Origin of the sequence: Klebsiella sp. CN_Kp088 (assembly GCF_040064335.1) — a bacterium.
GTDB lineage: Bacteria > Pseudomonadota > Gammaproteobacteria > Enterobacterales > Enterobacteriaceae > Klebsiella > Klebsiella aerogenes.
Genome location: NZ_JBEAIQ010000022.1, coordinates 35215 through 52378 on the forward strand (window position 1 = coordinate 35215; position 17164 = coordinate 52378).

Annotated in this window: 17 protein-coding genes and 2 tRNA genes; 14 read left to right on the plus strand and 5 right to left on the minus strand. The window is 53.1% G+C overall.

Annotated elements, in window-relative coordinates; all coding sequences use genetic code 11:
- Positions 1 to 16 precede the first annotated feature (16 nt).
- The 3 genes from rpmA to cgtA all read left to right on the plus strand — a co-directional run bounded on the left by rpmA (position 17) and on the right by cgtA (position 2530).
- A complete protein-coding gene (rpmA, locus tag ABLV08_RS12160) occupies positions 17 to 274 on the plus strand; it encodes a 50S ribosomal protein L27 (protein ID WP_002434222.1) in 258 nt (85 codons plus the stop codon).
- A 99-nt stretch (positions 275 to 373) separates the two neighbouring features.
- Positions 374 to 1339, plus strand: a complete 966-nt coding sequence (locus ABLV08_RS12165; RefSeq protein WP_015369509.1) for a DMT family transporter — start codon at positions 374 to 376, stop codon at positions 1337 to 1339.
- 15 nt (positions 1340 to 1354) lie between these two features.
- Positions 1355 to 2530, plus strand: coding sequence for an Obg family GTPase CgtA (cgtA, locus tag ABLV08_RS12170; RefSeq protein ID WP_103825634.1), 1176 nt, complete (start codon positions 1355 to 1357; stop codon positions 2528 to 2530).
- 44 nt (positions 2531 to 2574) lie between these two features.
- On the opposite strand, the gene dacB is transcribed toward cgtA, so the two are convergent.
- Complete coding sequence (gene dacB, locus ABLV08_RS12175) at positions 2575 to 4008, minus strand: serine-type D-Ala-D-Ala carboxypeptidase (protein ID WP_047057090.1); 1434 nt, start codon at positions 4006 to 4008, stop codon at positions 2575 to 2577.
- Positions 4009 to 4243: 235 nt separating this feature from the next.
- Between dacB and greA the strand changes: the two genes are divergently transcribed.
- Complete coding sequence (gene greA, locus ABLV08_RS12180) at positions 4244 to 4720, plus strand: transcription elongation factor GreA (protein WP_015369513.1); 477 nt, start codon at positions 4244 to 4246, stop codon at positions 4718 to 4720.
- Positions 4721 to 4872: 152 nt separating this feature from the next.
- Here the strand turns inward: greA and yhbY are convergent, their stop codons facing one another.
- Positions 4873 to 5166 carry a ribosome assembly RNA-binding protein YhbY gene (gene yhbY, locus ABLV08_RS12185; protein ID WP_002918374.1) on the minus strand — a complete coding sequence of 98 codons (294 nt, stop codon included), beginning with the start codon at positions 5164 to 5166 and terminating at the stop codon, positions 4873 to 4875.
- A 123-nt stretch (positions 5167 to 5289) separates the two neighbouring features.
- Between yhbY and rlmE the strand changes: the two genes are divergently transcribed.
- The 7 genes from rlmE to ABLV08_RS12220 all read left to right on the plus strand — a co-directional run bounded on the left by rlmE (position 5290) and on the right by ABLV08_RS12220 (position 11684).
- Positions 5290 to 5919, plus strand: a complete 630-nt coding sequence (gene rlmE, locus ABLV08_RS12190; protein ID WP_008806638.1) for a 23S rRNA (uridine(2552)-2'-O)-methyltransferase RlmE — start codon at positions 5290 to 5292, stop codon at positions 5917 to 5919.
- 99 nt (positions 5920 to 6018) lie between these two features.
- On the plus strand, positions 6019 to 7953 hold the full coding sequence (ftsH, locus tag ABLV08_RS12195; protein WP_015369514.1) for an ATP-dependent zinc metalloprotease FtsH: 1935 nt from the start codon (positions 6019 to 6021) through the stop codon (positions 7951 to 7953).
- Between the two features lie 354 nt (positions 7954 to 8307).
- Positions 8308 to 9156: a dihydropteroate synthase gene (folP, locus tag ABLV08_RS12200; protein WP_020077835.1), complete on the plus strand. Its 849-nt coding sequence runs from the start codon at positions 8308 to 8310 to the stop codon at positions 9154 to 9156.
- The gene (gene glmM, locus ABLV08_RS12205) at positions 9149 to 10486 is read left to right on the plus strand and encodes a phosphoglucosamine mutase (RefSeq protein ID WP_032712585.1); all 1338 of its coding nucleotides are present in this window, start codon (positions 9149 to 9151) and stop codon (positions 10484 to 10486) included. Before folP ends, glmM begins: the two co-directional genes overlap by 8 nt.
- 227 nt (positions 10487 to 10713) lie before the next feature.
- Positions 10714 to 11043 (plus strand): preprotein translocase subunit SecG, encoded by a 330-nt coding sequence (secG, locus tag ABLV08_RS12210; RefSeq protein WP_015369517.1) that lies wholly within the window; start codon positions 10714 to 10716, stop codon positions 11041 to 11043.
- A 9-nt stretch (positions 11044 to 11052) separates the two neighbouring features.
- Positions 11053 to 11139, plus strand: a tRNA-Leu gene (locus tag ABLV08_RS12215).
- Between the two features lie 149 nt (positions 11140 to 11288).
- Positions 11289 to 11684 carry a hypothetical protein gene (locus ABLV08_RS12220; protein ID WP_015369518.1) on the plus strand — a complete coding sequence of 132 codons (396 nt, stop codon included), beginning with the start codon at positions 11289 to 11291 and terminating at the stop codon, positions 11682 to 11684.
- Positions 11685 to 11722: 38 nt separating this feature from the next.
- Here ABLV08_RS12220 and ABLV08_RS12225 read toward each other — a convergent pair whose 3' ends face one another.
- The 3 genes from ABLV08_RS12225 to argG form a co-directional block, all read right to left on the minus strand.
- A complete protein-coding gene (locus tag ABLV08_RS12225) occupies positions 11723 to 12274 on the minus strand; it encodes a YfaZ family outer membrane protein (RefSeq protein WP_045389119.1) in 552 nt (183 codons plus the stop codon).
- A 173-nt stretch (positions 12275 to 12447) separates the two neighbouring features.
- Entirely contained in the window at positions 12448 to 13077 is a 630-nt protein-coding gene (locus ABLV08_RS12230) for a winged helix-turn-helix transcriptional regulator (protein WP_015369520.1), read from the minus strand.
- 170 nt (positions 13078 to 13247) lie between these two features.
- Complete coding sequence (gene argG / locus ABLV08_RS12235; protein WP_015369521.1) at positions 13248 to 14591, minus strand: argininosuccinate synthase; 1344 nt, start codon at positions 14589 to 14591, stop codon at positions 13248 to 13250.
- Positions 14592 to 14897: 306 nt separating this feature from the next.
- On the opposite strand from argG, the gene ABLV08_RS12240 reads away from it, so the two are divergent.
- From ABLV08_RS12240 to nusA, 3 genes are all read left to right on the plus strand, one after another.
- Positions 14898 to 14974, plus strand: a tRNA-Met gene (locus ABLV08_RS12240).
- 206 nt (positions 14975 to 15180) lie between these two features.
- Complete coding sequence (rimP, locus tag ABLV08_RS12245) at positions 15181 to 15633, plus strand: ribosome maturation factor RimP (RefSeq protein WP_015703598.1); 453 nt, start codon at positions 15181 to 15183, stop codon at positions 15631 to 15633.
- Positions 15634 to 15660: 27 nt separating this feature from the next.
- The gene (gene nusA / locus ABLV08_RS12250; RefSeq protein ID WP_015369524.1) at positions 15661 to 17148 is read left to right on the plus strand and encodes a transcription termination factor NusA; all 1488 of its coding nucleotides are present in this window, start codon (positions 15661 to 15663) and stop codon (positions 17146 to 17148) included.
- The last annotated feature ends 16 nt before the right edge of the window (positions 17149 to 17164 follow it).

Here is a 17164-nt window from a genome sequence, read left to right on the forward strand (position 1 = left end):
GAGGGAGTAGATTTAAATGGCACATAAAAAGGCTGGCGGCTCGACTCGTAACGGTCGCGATTCAGAAGCTAAACGTCTGGGCGTAAAACGTTTCGGCGGTGAAGCAGTTCTGGCAGGTAGCATCATCGTTCGTCAACGTGGTACTAAATTCCACGCTGGCACCAACGTTGGTTGCGGCCGTGACCACACTCTGTTCGCTTTGACTGACGGTAAAGTCAAGTTCGAAGTTAAAGGCCCGAAAAACCGTAAATTCATCAGCATCGTTGCTGAATAAGTTTTTCGCGTCCTGGTGACGGATGAAAGCCCCGCAACACGTTGCGGGGCTTTTTACATTAGAATCCCGGAAAAAATTTCTGCAGGGAAAACGGGCATCATGAAGCAGCAGGCCGGCATTGGCATTCTTTTGGCGCTAACCACCGCGATGTGTTGGGGAGCACTGCCAATTGCAATGAAGCAGGTTCTTGAAGTGATGGAGCCGCCAACGGTGGTCTTTTATCGCTTTTTGATGGCCAGTATTGGTCTTGGCGCGATCCTCGCCATCAAAGGCAAACTGCCGCCGCTGCGAATTTTTCGCAAGCCGCGCTGGTTGGTTTTATTAGCGATTGCTACCGGCGGTCTGTTCGGTAACTTCATTCTGTTCAGCTCTTCCCTGCAATATCTCAGTCCAACGGCCTCCCAGGTCATCGGCCAGCTATCGCCGGTCGGCATGATGGTGGCAAGCGTTGTGATTCTGAAAGAGCGCATGCGCGGTACCCAGGTTGTAGGGGCGCTGATGTTGCTCAGCGGGCTGGTGATGTTTTTCAACACCAGCCTGATTGAAATCTTTACCCGTCTCACGGACTACACGTGGGGGGTAATTTTTGGTGTCGCAGCGGCAACGGTGTGGGTAAGCTACGGGGTCGCGCAAAAGGTGTTATTGCGGCGCCTGGCATCACAGCAGATACTATTTTTGCTGTACACTTTATGTACTATCGCATTACTGCCACTCGCTAAACCGGGGGTAATATCCCAACTGAGCGACTGGCAACTGGCTTGCCTGATTTTTTGCGGGCTGAATACCCTGGTCGGCTACGGGGCGCTGGCGGAAGCCATGGCGCGCTGGCAGGCGGCGCAGGTCAGCGCGTTAATTACCTTAACGCCACTGTTTACGCTACTGTTTTCTGATTTATTATCAATGGCCTGGCCCGATGTTTTCGCCAGACCGATGTTAAACCTGATTGGTTATCTCGGTGCGTTTGTCGTGGTTGCGGGCGCGATGTATTCCGCCATTGGCCATCGTCTTTGGGGACGCTGGCGCAAGCGAGAAGCGGTTGTACCGCTGCCCCGCTCAGGCGAATGATTTACGGAGAGTAAAATGAAGTTTGTAGATGAAGCAACGATCCTGGTCGTAGCAGGTGACGGCGGCAATGGTTGCGTTAGCTTCCGCCGCGAAAAATATATTCCGCGAGGCGGCCCGGACGGCGGCGATGGCGGTGACGGCGGTGACGTTTGGCTGGAAGCTGACGAGAACCTCAACACCCTGATCGACTATCGATTCGAAAAATCTTTCCGCGCAGAACGCGGACAAAACGGTCAGAGCCGCGACTGCACCGGTAAACGCGGTAAAGATGTCACGGTGAAAGTGCCTGTAGGGACCCGCGTCATCGACCAGGGAACCGGCGAGACCATGGGCGATATGACCAAGCACGGTCAGCGTTTAATGGTCGCGAAAGGCGGATGGCACGGTCTTGGCAACACGCGCTTCAAATCATCCGTTAACCGTACCCCGCGTCAGAAAACCATGGGTACGCCGGGCGATAAGCGGGATCTGCAGCTCGAACTGATGCTGCTGGCCGACGTGGGGATGCTGGGGATGCCGAATGCCGGTAAATCCACCTTCATTCGCGCGGTCTCCGCGGCGAAGCCGAAAGTGGCCGACTATCCATTTACCACTCTGGTGCCGAGCCTGGGCGTGGTGCGTATGGATAACGAGAAGAGCTTTGTGGTCGCCGATATTCCGGGGCTGATTGAAGGCGCGGCGGAAGGCGCTGGCCTTGGTATTCGCTTCCTTAAGCACCTCGAGCGCTGCCGCGTGCTGCTGCACCTTATCGACATCGAGCCTATCGACGGTTCCGATCCGGTTGAGAATGCGCGCATTATCATCGGCGAACTGGAGAAATACAGCGAGAAGCTGGCCTCTAAACCGCGCTGGTTGGTCTTCAACAAGATTGACCTGATGGGCAAAGCGGAGGCTGAAGCCAAAGCGAAGGCCATCGCCGAAGCGCTGGGTTGGGAAGATAAGTTCTACCTGATCTCTGCGGCCAGCCAGCAGGGCGTTAAAGAGCTGTGCTGGGACGTGATGACCTTTATCATCGAAAACCCGATCGTGCAGGCGGAAGAAGAGCAGAAGCCGGAGAAAGTCGAGTTCATGTGGGACGACTATCACCGTCAGCAGCTTGAAGAAGCCGAACTGGAAGAAGATGACGAAGACTGGGATGACGACTGGGACGAAGACGACGAAGAAGGCGTCGAATTCATCTACAAACGTTAATCCTGAGTAATAAGGGCCGCATCATCCAATGCGGCCCTTTTGTTTTAGTTGTTCTGGTACAAATCTTTATACAGTCGACTTTCGAAGCGCACCAATGGTATGCGGCGGTTGCGCTGGTCGCCCGGCGGCACCGCATAGCCGGAGAGGTACTGTACGAAGGCCATCTTTTGGCCGCTGGCGGTGGTAATGAAACCTGCCAGGTTATATACCCCCTGCAGCGAACCGGTCTTCGCCGAAACCTTACCGTCAACGCCCGCCTGATGAAGACCGGCGCGATACTGCAGCGAACCATCGTGCCCGGCAAGCGGCAACATCGAGATAAAGTTGAGTTCATTGTCGTGCTGAGCGATGTACTGCAATACCTGCATCATCGTTGCCGGCGCGATCAGGTTGTGCCGGGACAGGCCTGAGCCATCGGCGATAATCGTGTTACCGAGGTCAATACCCGCCTGCTGGCGCAGGATTTGCCGTACCGCGTCGGAGCCGGCGCGCCAGGTTCCCGGTACGCCCATTCGCGCGTGGCCGATAGTACGGAACACCGTATCAGCAATCATGTTGTCGGATTTCTTCAACATGATGCGCAGAAGATCGTGCAACGGCGCCGATTGAGTCGTCGCCAGCACGGTACCCGGATCGTTGGCCAGCGTCTGGCGCAGAAGAGTACCGCTGTAGGCGATCCCCGCATCGGCGAGCTCGGCTTTCAGGATCGCGCCTGCATAGCCTGCGCCATCCTGAATGGCGAACGCCAGCGGCAGCGGCTCGCTGCGCTGCGGCAGGCAGCCGGTGAGGGTGTAGCGGTTGAGATCGCCCGGCACAACGTCCAGCTCGCAGTACTGCGCTTCTGCGGAGCCGCGCGCCAGCGTCCGCACCTGGCTGAACATGGTGACCGGATAGTAAGACGCCACGCGGATGAAGGCCAAATCGCCCGCTTTCTGTGCGCTATAGAGCGAGACGGAGAAACAGTTGCGATCAACGATCGCCGCCGCTGGCGGGGCGCTGAAGCACTGCGTCATATCGTTCCACGGCCAGCCGGGAGCCTTATCGTGGCTGGCGAAAACCGAGGTATCGATAAGCACATTGCCTTCAATACGCTGCACGCCGGCTTTTTTCAGCGACGCTACCATGTTGCGGATATCCTGACGCTTTAGCGTCGGATCGCCGCCGAAGCGGGCAATCAGGTCGCCTTTCAGCACACCGCCGTCAAGGGAGCCTTTGGTTTCCAGCGTCGTGGTGAAGCGGAAATCCGGCCCCAACTGCAGCAACGCGGCCAGCGCGGTGATCACCTTCTGGGTACTGGCAGGCAGCGCCATCTGCTGGCTGTGAAAGTCTATCTCCGGCGTCGGGGAGCCAACCTTCTGCGCCATAAAGGCAAGGTTCGCGCCGGCAGGAAGCTGGCTGATGTACTCGTCAATATTCGCGGCCTGAGCGCTAAGCGCTATACCGGCAGTCAATCCGATGATAAATCTGGGAAATCGCATAATCTCGCGCTAACAACCTGAAACCAAGCCGTCATACTACGGTGCATCACCCTGTAAAGTAAACGATGACCCATAGTGAACTTCAGGGTAAAATGCGTATCAAATTGAAAATTGCTGCTGACCTGGGGAGTGTTTCCCGGGTCGGTTTTCTTTTTGCTTCGGCCATGGCTAAGACGTGACCGATGGCGGAACGACTCCGTCCGTTCCATGAAGGAATGATAAAGAGGTATAACAAATGCAAGCTATTCCGATGACCTTACGTGGCGCAGAAAAACTGCGCGAAGAACTGGATTTCCTGAAGTCCGTACGTCGTCCAGAAATTATTGCTGCTATCGCTGAAGCGCGTGAGCACGGCGATCTGAAAGAGAACGCGGAATACCACGCGGCCCGCGAACAGCAGGGCTTCTGCGAAGGTCGTATCAAGGATATCGAAGCAAAACTGTCGAACGCGCAGGTTATCGATATCACTAAGATGCCGAATAATGGCCGCGTGATTTTTGGCGCCACGGTCAGCGTGCTGAACCTGGATAACGACGAAGAGCAGACTTACCGCATCGTGGGCGATGATGAAGCTGATTTTAAACAGAATCTCATCTCTGTGAATTCACCGATCGCCCGCGGCCTGATCGGCAAAGAGCAGGATGACGTCGTCACTATCCGTACCCCGGGTGGTGAAGTGGAATACGAAATTATCAAGGTTGAATACCTGTAAGGCGTATTTCCCGCTACGATGTTTATAGATTGTAAAGAAAGGAAAAAGGCCGCATAGCGGCCTTTTATCAACGTCAGGAGCATGGCATTTTGCTCGCCTGGCCACAGAAATCCCTCGTTTTCCACAATGTTGTGTCGGGATTCAGGATATTCTTAGCGTGGCAGCGAGATTTTACGCTCTGGCGTTGGGCGGTACAGAACCAGCGTTTTACCGATGACCTGTACGTTACAGGCACCGGTTTCACGCACGATGGCTTCCACGATCAAGGCTTTAGTTTCGCGATCTTCTGAGGCGATCTTCACCTTGATGAGCTCATGGTGCCCTAACGCTTGTTCGATCTCGGCCAGTACCCCTTCGGTCAAACCATTATTGCCAAGCATAACTACCGGCTTGAGCGGATGTGCCAGACCTTTCAGGTGCTGTTTTTGTTTAGTACTCAGATTCATCGTATTTTTTTGCTTACGTTGGGATTGAAAACGGGTCATTCTACCGCCATCTCCCATATATCGCCAAACTACCGCGTCGATTTTTACGCAGTAAAGTACGATGAACCCGAATGGGAATGTTAAATGACAGGTAAAAAGCGTTCTGCCAGCTCAAGCCGCTGGCTTCAGGAACACTTTAGCGATAAATATGTTCAACAGGCACAGAAAAAGGGGTTACGTTCCCGTGCCTGGTTTAAACTTGATGAAATACAGCAAAGTGACAAGATTTTTAAGCCGGGAATGACGATAGTCGATCTCGGCGCTGCTCCCGGTGGCTGGTCGCAGTACGCGGTTACGCAGATCGGAAACAGCGGCCGCATCATCGCTTGCGATCTTTTACCAATGGATCCAATCGTCGGTGTGGACTTCCTTCAGGGCGATTTTCGTGATGAATTAGTCCTGAAAGCGTTACTTGAGCGAGTAGGCGACAGTAAAGTACAAGTTGTCATGTCCGATATGGCGCCGAATATGTGCGGAACACCGGCGGTGGATATTCCCCGGGCCATGTATCTGGTAGAACTGGCGCTTGAAATGTCTCGTGATGTATTAGCGCCAGGTGGTAGTTTTGTAGTGAAGGTGTTCCAGGGCGAAGGCTTCGATGAGTATCTTAGAGAAATTCGCTCCCTGTTTACGAAGGTCAAAGTTCGTAAGCCGGACTCTTCCCGCGCTCGTTCGCGTGAAGTGTATATTGTAGCGACCGGGCGTAAACCATAACCGGTAGATTTCAAACGAAAGTTTGAAAGACGCTGGATATAGAGTATCCTGACGCTGTTTTTAACACAGTTGTAATAAGAGGTTAATCCCTTGAGTGACATGGCGAAAAACCTAATACTCTGGCTGGTCATTGCCGTTGTGCTGATGTCAGTATTCCAGAGCTTTGGGCCCAGCGAGTCGAATGGCCGCAAGGTGGATTATTCTACCTTCCTGCAAGAGGTCAATCAGGACCAGGTTCGCGAAGCGCGTATCAACGGACGTGAGATCAACGTTACCAAGAAAGATAGTAACCGTTACACGACTTACATTCCGGTTAACGATCCGAAGCTGCTCGACAACCTGTTGACTAAAAACGTCAAAGTGGTTGGCGAACCGCCGGAAGAACCGAGCCTGCTGGCTTCCATCTTCATTTCCTGGTTCCCGATGCTGCTACTGATCGGCGTCTGGATATTCTTTATGCGTCAGATGCAGGGCGGCGGCGGAAAGGGCGCGATGTCCTTCGGCAAGAGCAAGGCCCGAATGCTGACCGAAGACCAGATCAAAACCACCTTTGCTGACGTTGCCGGTTGCGACGAAGCGAAAGAGGAAGTGGGCGAGCTGGTTGAATATCTGCGCGAACCGAGCCGTTTCCAGAAGCTGGGCGGTAAAATCCCGAAAGGCGTCCTGATGGTCGGCCCTCCGGGTACCGGTAAAACGCTGCTGGCGAAAGCTATCGCCGGCGAAGCAAAAGTGCCGTTCTTTACTATTTCCGGTTCTGACTTCGTAGAAATGTTCGTCGGTGTCGGCGCGTCTCGTGTACGCGACATGTTCGAACAAGCTAAGAAAGCAGCGCCTTGCATCATCTTTATCGATGAAATCGACGCCGTCGGTCGCCAGCGTGGCGCCGGTCTTGGCGGCGGTCACGATGAGCGTGAGCAGACCCTGAACCAGATGCTGGTTGAGATGGATGGTTTCGAAGGTAACGAAGGTATCATCGTTATCGCCGCGACTAACCGTCCGGACGTTCTGGACCCGGCATTGCTGCGTCCAGGCCGCTTCGACCGTCAGGTTGTCGTTGGTCTGCCGGATGTTCGTGGTCGTGAGCAGATCCTGAAAGTTCATATGCGTCGCGTACCGCTGGCGCCGGATATCGATGCGGCAATCATTGCCCGTGGTACTCCTGGCTTCTCCGGTGCTGACCTCGCGAACCTGGTGAACGAAGCTGCCCTGTTTGCTGCCCGTGGTAACAAACGCGTCGTCTCGATGGTTGAGTTCGAAAAAGCGAAAGACAAAATCATGATGGGTGCGGAACGTCGCTCCATGGTGATGACGGAAGCGCAGAAAGAATCGACCGCGTACCACGAAGCGGGCCACGCGATTATCGGTCGTCTGGTTCCGGAACACGATCCGGTACACAAAGTGACGATTATCCCGCGCGGCCGTGCGCTGGGTGTGACCTTCTTCCTGCCGGAAGGCGATGCTATCAGCGCCAGCCGTCAGAAACTGGAAAGTCAGATCTCCACTCTGTACGGCGGCCGTCTGGCGGAAGAGATTATCTACGGTGCTGAACATGTTTCTACCGGCGCGTCCAACGATATTAAAGTTGCGACTAACCTGGCGCGTAACATGGTCACCCAGTGGGGCTTCTCCGACAAACTCGGCCCGCTGCTGTATGCCGAAGAAGAGGGCGAAGTGTTCCTCGGCCGTAGCGTCGCGAAAGCGAAGCATATGTCTGATGAAACTGCGCGTATTATCGACCAGGAAGTGAAATCACTGATTGAGCGTAACTACGGTCGTGCTCGCCAACTGCTGAACGACAACATGGATATTCTGCACGCGATGAAAGATGCGCTCATGAAATATGAGACCATCGATGCGCCGCAGATTGACGACCTGATGGCTCGTCGCGATGTTCGTCCGCCGGCGGGTTGGGAAGAACCAGGTTCTTCTAACAACTCAGGCAACAATGGCACCCCGACGGCGCCGCGTCCGGTTGATGAGCCGCGTACGCCTAACCCGGGCAATACCATGTCGGAACAGCTGGGCGACAAATAAGTCTCCACGCTTTGCTAAAGCGCTCTGACTAATAAGGGCCGCAGCCTAATCCGCTGCGGCCCTTTTGTTTTTATGCGTCCGTTTGCAGCGGTTGGCTATGAGATCCTCTTTCGGAACATAGCTATGACGATGGCGTGCTATCGTCCATCGCGTAAAATGTTTTCGGGATGGTGGCGGCTTCAACACGCGCGGATGCGCCGTCTGTCTGATAATATTCATTTTTTGAATATTTAAACGCCGGGGCTTCATTATCCTGTTGAGGAATTGAATGATGTCACCGCCAGAATCTCTAAGATGGTGCGGGCCGAGCCCTGTCCGTACTACAACTGTACAAAACCATAGCGGAAAGAAAACATGCAATTACACGCCCAGGGGTCAACGCTCGATCTCTCCCATCCGCATGTGATGGGGATCCTTAACGTCACGCCAGATTCCTTCTCCGATGGCGGCAGTCATAATTCGTTGATAGAGGCGGTTAAGCACGCCAATCTGATGATTAACGCCGGGGCGACTATTATTGATATCGGTGGTGAATCAACCCGTCCTGGGGCGGCGGATGTCAGCGTCGAGGAAGAGCTGGCGCGGGTGATCCCGGTGGTAGAAGCGATTGCACAGCGTTTTGAAGTCTGGATCTCGGTTGATACCTCGAAAGCCGAGGTAATCCGCGAATCCGCGCGCGCTGGCGCGCATATCATTAACGATATTCGCTCATTAACCGAGCCCGGCGCCCTGCAGGCCGCCGCGCAAACCGGGCTACCGGTGTGCCTGATGCATATGCAGGGGCAGCCGAAAACAATGCAGGAAGCGCCGAAGTACGACGATGTTTTTGCCGAGGTTGACCGTTTTTTTGCTGAACACATTGTGCGCTGCGAACAGGCGGGGATCGCAAAAGAAAAATTGTTGCTCGACCCGGGATTCGGATTCGGTAAAAATCTTTCCCATAACTATGAACTGCTTGCCCGACTTGGGGGGTTCCATCATTTTGGCCTCCCGCTGCTGGTGGGGATGTCGCGTAAGTCGATGGTGGGTCAGCTGTTGAACGTGGGGCCGTCGGAACGGCTGAGCGGCAGCTTGTCCTGCGCAGTCATTGCTGCAATGCAGGGCGCGCAGATAATTCGCGTCCATGATGTCAAAGAAACGGTAGAAGCGCTGCGCGTGGTGGAAGCCACCCTGGCCGCTAAGGAAAATAAACGTTATGAGTAACCGCAAATATTTTGGCACCGATGGTATTCGTGGCCGCGTTGGCGACGCGCCTATTACGCCTGAGTTCGTGCTGAAGCTGGGTTGGGCGGCAGGTAAAGTGCTGGCGCGCCATGGTTCACGTAAAATCATTATCGGCAAAGACACGCGAATTTCTGGCTATATGCTGGAATCCGCGCTGGAAGCTGGCCTGGCGGCTGCGGGGTTGTCCGCCTCGTTTACCGGCCCTATGCCGACGCCGGCAATCGCCTATCTGACCCGCGCCTTCCGCGCTGAAGCGGGAATCGTCATCTCTGCCTCTCATAACCCTTTCTATGACAACGGTATTAAATTCTTCTCTATCGAAGGCACTAAGCTTCCGGATGACGTCGAAGAAGCGATTGAAGCAGAGATGGAAAAAGAGCTGACCTGCGTTGATTCTGCTGAGCTTGGGAAAGCCAGCCGTATCGTCGACGCCGCCGGCCGTTATATTGAGTTTTGCAAAGGCACCTTCCCGAATGAGCTGAGCCTCGGCTCGCTGAAGGTGGTGGTGGATTGCGCCCACGGCGCGACTTACCACATTGCGCCAAATGTATTCCGCGAATTGGGCGCGCAGGTTATCGCGATGGGCTGTGAACCTGATGGGCTGAACATTAATGAAGAGGTCGGCGCAACCGACGTACGCGCGCTGCAGGCTCGCGTGCTGGCGGAAAAAGCCGATCTGGGTATTGCCTATGACGGTGATGGCGATCGCGTCATTATGGTTGACCATGAAGGCAACAAAGTCGATGGCGATCAGATCCTCTATATTATCGCCCGTGAAGGCCTGCGCCAGGGCCAGCTGCGCGGCGGCGCAGTCGGCACGCTGATGAGCAACATGGGGCTTGAGCTGGCGCTGAAGCAGCTTGGCATTCCGTTTACCCGCGCGAAAGTGGGTGACCGTTACGTGCTGGAAAAACTGCAGGAAAAAGGCTGGCGCATTGGCGCGGAAAACTCCGGCCATGTGATTCTGCTGGACAAAACCACCACCGGCGATGGCATTGTCGCCAGCCTGCAGGTCGTGGCGGCGATGGTGCGCAATCATATGAGCCTGCACGATCTGTGCAGCGGAATGAAAATGTTCCCGCAGATTCTGGTCAACGTGCGCTTTACCGAAGGCAGCGGCAATCCGCTGGAGCATGAAAGCGTGAAAGCGGTGACTGCCGAAGTCGAAGCTGCGCTGGGGAACCGTGGACGCGTGCTGCTGCGTAAATCCGGTACTGAACCGCTGATCCGCGTGATGGTTGAAGGCGAGCATGAAGCGCAGGTGAAGGAATTTGCCCACCGTATCGCCGATGCGGTTAAAAGCGTATAACTATCGCAGCTAAGTGATTAAAAAGGCGGCTCTTGCTGCCTTTTTAAGCATATAAAAACGCTTTTTGCTGTTTTTTTCCGCAGTTGATACAATACGCCAAAATTGCCCTTGCGAAGGTTATTCGCTTTGGTTAGTATTCACACCCGCTTCAGTGGGAAATATTAAAACGTCCCGCTTTATTGGTGAAGCACTTGGTATGCGGCGAATCCGCAAGGAACAGGTTGATTATGTACGAAGCTCTTTTAGTAATTTTCCTTATTGTAGCGATTGCCCTTGTTGGCCTGATCATGCTGCAGCAAGGTAAAGGCGCTGACATGGGAGCCTCCTTCGGAGCAGGCGCTTCCGGCACGTTGTTTGGTTCTAGCGGTTCTGGTAACTTCATGACCCGTATGACCGGCATCCTGGCCGCGCTGTTCTTCATCATCAGTCTGGCGCTGGGTAATATCAACAGCAACAAGACCAATAAAGGAAGCGAGTGGGATAATCTGAGTGCGCCGAAGTCTGAGCAGACTCAGCCAACCGCACCGGCTCAGCCGGCCAGCGATATCCCGCACTAAGTATTCTGTACCGAGGTGGTGGAATTGGTAGACACGCTACCTTGAGGTGGTAGTGCCCTAACGGGCTTGTGGGTTCGAGTCCCATCCTCGGTACCAATATTCCAGAGAAAAGACGCTGAAAAGCGTCTTTTTTTGTTTTTGTTCCCTCTATGCGTTGTTTATTTATAAACAACACTCCGCTGGTTTTGATCCCCGAGAAATCGCTAAAGTCGCCCTCATCAATTTTGACGAGGTTCAGTGACGCCATGCGTACTTTAAAAGTAGTTATCATTGCCGGTGTATTGGGCCTGGCCGGATGCAGCAGTCATTCGTCGCCAGAAACAGTAGACACGTTGAATACCCTGCAGGTGCCGGTTATAAATAATTCCGCGGCCGCGCCGGAATCATCAACGGTCGTTAACTATTTTCAGGATAACAGCCTGCTTATCAGCAAGTTAAGCCAGTCGCTCAAAAGCAACTATTTACAGGATGTAGATAAACGGGATGTCTTTGATAAAGATAGCGAGGCGTATCAGGTTTACGGGGCGTTAACCAAACTTGAGCAAATGGCTTCGATGAACGACGTCTACCGTAAAGAGAACAATATTGCGGGCTTGCAGGAAATTAATAAACTGCTGAAAACCATACCATCTCTTGCATAAAAAGAGGGATTGCCGACAGGCAATCCCGTTTGCCGCGCTTAGAAACGGAAATTGAAACCCGCATAGGCGCCATCCGCCAGAACGTTATCGCGGTGGTCATGTTTCCCCGCCATATCGATATAGCGATAGCCCGCTTCGATGCTCATGGATTTGATGATATTGACGCGTAAGCCGGCATTGGCTTCGAGATATTCATCAACGCCGCTGGACATGGAATCCGGGGAATAATAAGCCTCACCGAACAAGGTAAAGAAATCGCCAAGCGGTAGTTGAGCGCCGCCGCCGAGGGCAATCGCATAGCCTTCATCGCCATCGTTCGGATTCAGATATACCGCTTTACCGCCAGCCGTCAGCAGGAACGGACCGAGATCAAAGTTATAACCCATGCCCAATCCCACCGTATCGCCATCGTTATCGCTATGCGCCCAGTTACCGTTAAAGGTCATTCCGGGAGCCTGCGGGTTAAAGCTGGCTGATAAGTTGGTGAATTCTGAACCGGCTTCACCGTGAAGATTAACGGAAGCGAAGGCGGCGCTGCTGGCGCTCAGGGTCGCGATAAGCAGGATGGATTTCAATCTGAACATGCTCATTATTCATATTCCTTCGGGTAAAAAAATGCCCGATACGAGCGCTCGGGCAAAATTAACGGGTTTCTGGTTTAATAGTTATGTGCAGAATAGAAGCATTTATCGCCCGCCGTTACCGTTTATATGTTTAATTTTAAACAATGGCCGAGGGCGATAAGTTGCTGGTCAAGCGGGGACTAAAACTTCTCAGGCAGGGAGGTGATACTCTGTAAATAACCACCGCGGGCAAACTCGATATAGCCGCCCTTTTTCAACGCTGATAACACATTCAGAATACTGCTGCGCGACAAATGTGTGCGGTCCTGAATATATTCCAGCATGGATACCCGCGAGCGGGTCTCTTCAGGAAGCAGTAACATTTCCATTAAATGATTACGAATGACCGAATAAGTCCGCTGTTGTAATACTAAATCGTCGCGATACACCAAATAAGAGGTGTGGTAAGCCAGCAGCCGGGTGACCTCTTCCCACATGTTATGCTCACTGAAGAGTTGCATGGCTTTATCGCTGTCAATCCGCAGGATCTCCGTATCGACTTCCGCACGAAGGCCGTGGCTACGGCTGGGCTGCAGCATTTCGGCTACGCCAAACAGGTGCGGCTCATAGACGGTGACCATAAGTAATCTGTCCGATGAGCGAAAAATGGATAGCTCACCTTTCTTAAACAGATAGAGCTGGATTTTGCCTTTATATTCCCAGCTAAGCCTTTTCCTTGCGACCATATTTATTGGCGTGGCATGCGGTTCCAGCAACGACATCAGACGATTGATCGCGTCTTGCGGCCGAACGGGAGGTTTAATATTCATTGCGATCCTCTCGGTATAAGAGTACAGGTATTCGATAAATTATAGATGGTGATTATTAAAAATAGTGATGTCATAAACTATAACGATAAAGCAGAGTTGTTATTTAGGATTTATTGCGGAAATAAAAAAGCCGGCGGGTTAGCGCCGGCTGGAGAGTTTGGCTTCGCGGTTTATTTATCGCGATTTTCCAGGTTTTCAACCTGTGGCAGACCGGTGGCGGAAGACGCGCTGAGTAGCCCGGATTGGGCATAGCCGAATAGCTTCTCACGGGTATCGGTAATGTCCAGGTTGCGCATGGTCAGCTGGCCGATACGATCTTCAGCGGTAAACATGGAATCGCCTTTTTCCATGGTCAGACGCTCTGCTTTATAGGTCAGGTTGTCTGAAACGGTATTCAGGATTGAGTAGTCGTTGCCGCGACGCAGTTCCAGAGTCACTTCGCCGGTGATCTGACTGGCGACCCAACGCTGCAGCGAATCGCGCAGCATCAGCGCCTGGGAATCGAACCAGCGACCCTGATAGAGCAGGCGACCCAACTGACGGCCATGAGCATGATATTGCTCAATGGTATCTTCGTTGTGGATACCGGTCAGCAGGCGCTCGTAGGCGATATGCAGCAGTGCCATCCCCGGAGCTTCATAGATGCCACGGCTTTTCGCTTCGATGATGCGGTTTTCAATCTGATCGCTCATGCCCAGACCGTGGCGACCGCCGATGCGGTTAGCTTCCAGCATCAGTTCGACGTCATCGCTGAACGTTTTACCATTCAGCGCAACCGGATGACCCTGTTCAAAACGCACGGTCACTTCTTCAGCGGCGATTTTTACGCTTTCATCCCAGAACTTCACACCCATAATCGGGTTGACGATTTTCACGCTGGAATTAAGGAATTCGAGATCTTTTGCTTCGTGCGTCGCGCCCAGCATGTTGGAATCGGTGGAATAGGCTTTCTCGACAGACATTTTGTAGTCGAATCCGCAGGCTATCATAAACTCGGACATTTCATGACGGCCGCCCAGTTCATCAATGAAATCGCTATCCAGCCACGGTTTGTAGATCTGAAGTTCCGCATTGGTCAGCAGGCCGTAGCGATAAAAACGCTCGATATCGTTGCCTTTATAGGTGCTACCGTCGCCCCAGATGTTGACGCCATCTTCTTTCATCGCTGCAACCAGCATGGTGCCGGTCACGGCGCGGCCCAGCGGCGTGGTGTTGAAATAGGTTAAGCCGCCGGTGGTGTTATGGAATGCGCCGCACTGAATCGCCGCGATGCCTTCCGCCACCAGTTGTTTGCGGCAATCAATCAGACGAGCGCCTTCAGCGCCATACTCTTTCGCACGACGCGGAATGGCCTCGTAGTCGTCTTCGTCAGGCTGGCCCAGGTTCGCGGTATATGCATAAGGAACCGCGCCTTTTTTACGCATCCACAGCAGGGCGGCGCTGGTATCCAGCCCACCGGAGAAAGCAATACCAATACGTTGACCAACCGGGAGATGCTTAAGAATCGTCGTCATAAAATAAAACCCTGCTAGATAGACTGTGGTGAGTTCGACTCAACAACAAATTTGCATTTTTATGCACTAATTGTGAGTTTTCATTTAATCATCTTTTGCTGGCGACAGGAAGAGCCTGATGGTGATTTTGCTAAAAAAGCCTGAAATGCCAGCATAAACGGCAAGCGGGTGGTGTAAAATGGATGTTGACAAAATATATGATTTATCGATACAATTCACCACGATTTTATGTCCCGTCCTCGGTACCAAATCCCAGCAGTATTTGCGTCTTTTACTCAGAAAGAGTAAAATATGCCACGTTTCAGGCGCGGGGTGGAGCAGCCTGGTAGCTCGTCGGGCTCATAACCCGAAGGTCGTCGGTTCAAATCCGGCCCCCGCAACCACTTTCCCATTAAGTACTTTTTCAAATATACTGTGAGGACTAGGTCCTTCGTAGCCGGATTTGAAAGAATTCTTCTGGAAGGTGTTCCAGATCGCAATTGCGGTCTCAGGGTTCAGTTATCTAAAGCCCCGATTTATCGGGGTTTTTTGTTATCTGACTTCAGAATAACTGGGCTATACGCCCTTTTTTTATGTCTTGGGGGTGGGTTTGTCCACATTAGAGCAAAAATTAACAGAGATGCTCACTGCGCCAGTTGAAGCGCTTGGCTTTGAGCTGGTCGGCATCGAATTTATTCGCGGTCGCACATCCACACTGCGCATCTATATTGATAGTGAAGATGGCATCAATGTTGATGATTGTGCTGATGTGAGCCACCAGGTCAGTGCTGTCATGGATGTCGAAGATCCAATCACCGTCGCTTACAACCTGGAAGTCTCTTCGCCTGGTCTCGACCGTCCGATGTTTACTGCTGAACACTATCAACGTTTCACCGGTGAAGAAGTTTCGCTGGTGCTGCGTATGGCGGTACAGAACCGTCGTAAATGGCAGGGCATTATCAAAGCGGTAGACGGTGAGATGATCACGGTAACCGTCGAAGGCAAAGATGAAGTGTTCGCGCTGAGTAACATCCAGAAGGCGAACCTGGTTCCCCACTTTTAACAGTCTGGATTGAGGTGAAAGGCCCCGATGAACAAAGAAATTTTGGCTGTTGTTGAAGCCGTTTCCAACGAAAAAGCGCTGCCGCGCGAGAAGATTTTCGAAGCGTTGGAAAGCGCTCTGGCAACGGCGACCAAGAAAAAATACGAACAAGAGATCGACGTTCGCGTAGAAATCGACCGTAAAAGCGGTGATTTCGACACCTTCCGTCGCTGGCTGGTGGTTGAAGAGGTGACTCAACCAACTCGCGAGATCACGCTGGAAGCGGCGCGTTACGAAGATGAAAGCATGAACGTCGGCGACTACGTTGAAGATCAGATTGAATCTGTCACCTTCGACCGTATCACCACGCAGACCGCTAAACAGGTTATCGTACAGAAAGTACGTGAAGCTGAGCGCGCGATGGTTGTCGATCAGTTCCGCGAGCACGAAGGTGAGATCATCACCGGCGTGGTGAAAAAAGTAAACCGCGACAACATCACTCTGGATCTGGGCAGCAACGCTGAAGCCGTGATCCTGCGTGAAGATATGCTGCCGCGTGAAAACTTCCGTCCGGGCGACCGTATTCGCGGCGTGCTGTACGCCGTTCGTCCGGAAGCGCGCGGCGCGCAGCTGTTCGTGACTCGCTCCAAACCGGAGATGCTGGTCGAACTGTTCCGCATTGAAGTGCCGGAAATTGGCGAAGAAGTGCTGGAAATCAAAGCCGCAGCCCGCGATCCGGGTTCTCGTGCGAAAATCGCCGTGAAAACCAATGACAAGCGTATCGACCCGGTTGGCGCTTGCGTAGGTATGCGCGGTGCGCGCGTTCAGGCGGTTTCTACCGAGCTTGGCGGCGAGCGCATCGATATCGTCCTGTGGGATGATAACCCGGCGCAGTTCGTGATTAACGCCATGGCGCCGGCTGACGTCGCGTCCATCGTGGTGGATGAAGATAAACACACCATGGACATCGCGGTAGAAGCAGGCAACCTGGCGCAGGCGATCGGCCGTAACGGTCAGAACGTCCGCCTGGCATCGCAGCTCAGCGGCTGGGAACTCAACGTCATGACCGTTGATGACCTGCAGGCTAAGCACCAGGCTGAAGCCCATGCCGCTATCGATACCTTCACCAAATATCTCGATATTGATGAAGATTTCGCAACCGTACTGGTTGAAGAGGGCTTCTCCTCGCTGGAAGAACTGGCCTATGTGCCGATGAAAGAACTGCTGGAAATCGACGGCCTTGATGAAGCGACCGTTGAAGCACTTCGTGAGCGTGCGAAAAACGCACTGACTACACTGGCGCTGGCTCAGGAAGAAAGCCTGGGAGACAACAAACCTGCCGACGATTTATTGAATCTGGAAGGTTTGGACCGTGCTCTGGCGTTTAAGCTGGCTGCCCGTGGTGTTTGTACGCTGGAAGATCTCGCCGAACAGGGCGTTGATGACCTGGCTGATATCGAAGGTATGACCGACGAGAAAGCTGGTGAACTCATCATGGCTGCTCGCAACATTTGTTGGTTCGGCGACGAAGCGTAATAAACTGTAGCAGGAA

Coding starts and splice junctions, on each gene's coding strand:
- argG (WP_015369521.1), bottom strand. CDS start 14,591: ATGACGACGATTCTTAAGCATCTCCCGGTTGGTCAACGTATTGGTATT.
- rlmE (WP_008806638.1), top strand. CDS start 5,290: ATGACAGGTAAAAAGCGTTCTGCCAGCTCAAGCCGCTGGCTTCAGGAA.
- nusA (WP_015369524.1), top strand. CDS start 15,661: ATGAACAAAGAAATTTTGGCTGTTGTTGAAGCCGTTTCCAACGAAAAA.
- rpmA (WP_002434222.1), top strand. CDS start 17: ATGGCACATAAAAAGGCTGGCGGCTCGACTCGTAACGGTCGCGATTCA.
- ABLV08_RS12225 (WP_045389119.1), bottom strand. CDS start 12,274: ATGAGCATGTTCAGATTGAAATCCATCCTGCTTATCGCGACCCTGAGC.
- ABLV08_RS12220 (WP_015369518.1), top strand. CDS start 11,289: ATGCGTACTTTAAAAGTAGTTATCATTGCCGGTGTATTGGGCCTGGCC.
- secG (WP_015369517.1), top strand. CDS start 10,714: ATGTACGAAGCTCTTTTAGTAATTTTCCTTATTGTAGCGATTGCCCTT.
- ABLV08_RS12165 (WP_015369509.1), top strand. CDS start 374: ATGAAGCAGCAGGCCGGCATTGGCATTCTTTTGGCGCTAACCACCGCG.
- greA (WP_015369513.1), top strand. CDS start 4,244: ATGCAAGCTATTCCGATGACCTTACGTGGCGCAGAAAAACTGCGCGAA.
- cgtA (WP_103825634.1), top strand. CDS start 1,355: ATGAAGTTTGTAGATGAAGCAACGATCCTGGTCGTAGCAGGTGACGGC.
- glmM (WP_032712585.1), top strand. CDS start 9,149: ATGAGTAACCGCAAATATTTTGGCACCGATGGTATTCGTGGCCGCGTT.
- yhbY (WP_002918374.1), bottom strand. CDS start 5,166: ATGAATCTGAGTACTAAACAAAAACAGCACCTGAAAGGTCTGGCACAT.
- dacB (WP_047057090.1), bottom strand. CDS start 4,008: ATGCGATTTCCCAGATTTATCATCGGATTGACTGCCGGTATAGCGCTT.
- folP (WP_020077835.1), top strand. CDS start 8,308: ATGCAATTACACGCCCAGGGGTCAACGCTCGATCTCTCCCATCCGCAT.
- ABLV08_RS12230 (WP_015369520.1), bottom strand. CDS start 13,077: ATGAATATTAAACCTCCCGTTCGGCCGCAAGACGCGATCAATCGTCTG.
- ftsH (WP_015369514.1), top strand. CDS start 6,019: ATGGCGAAAAACCTAATACTCTGGCTGGTCATTGCCGTTGTGCTGATG.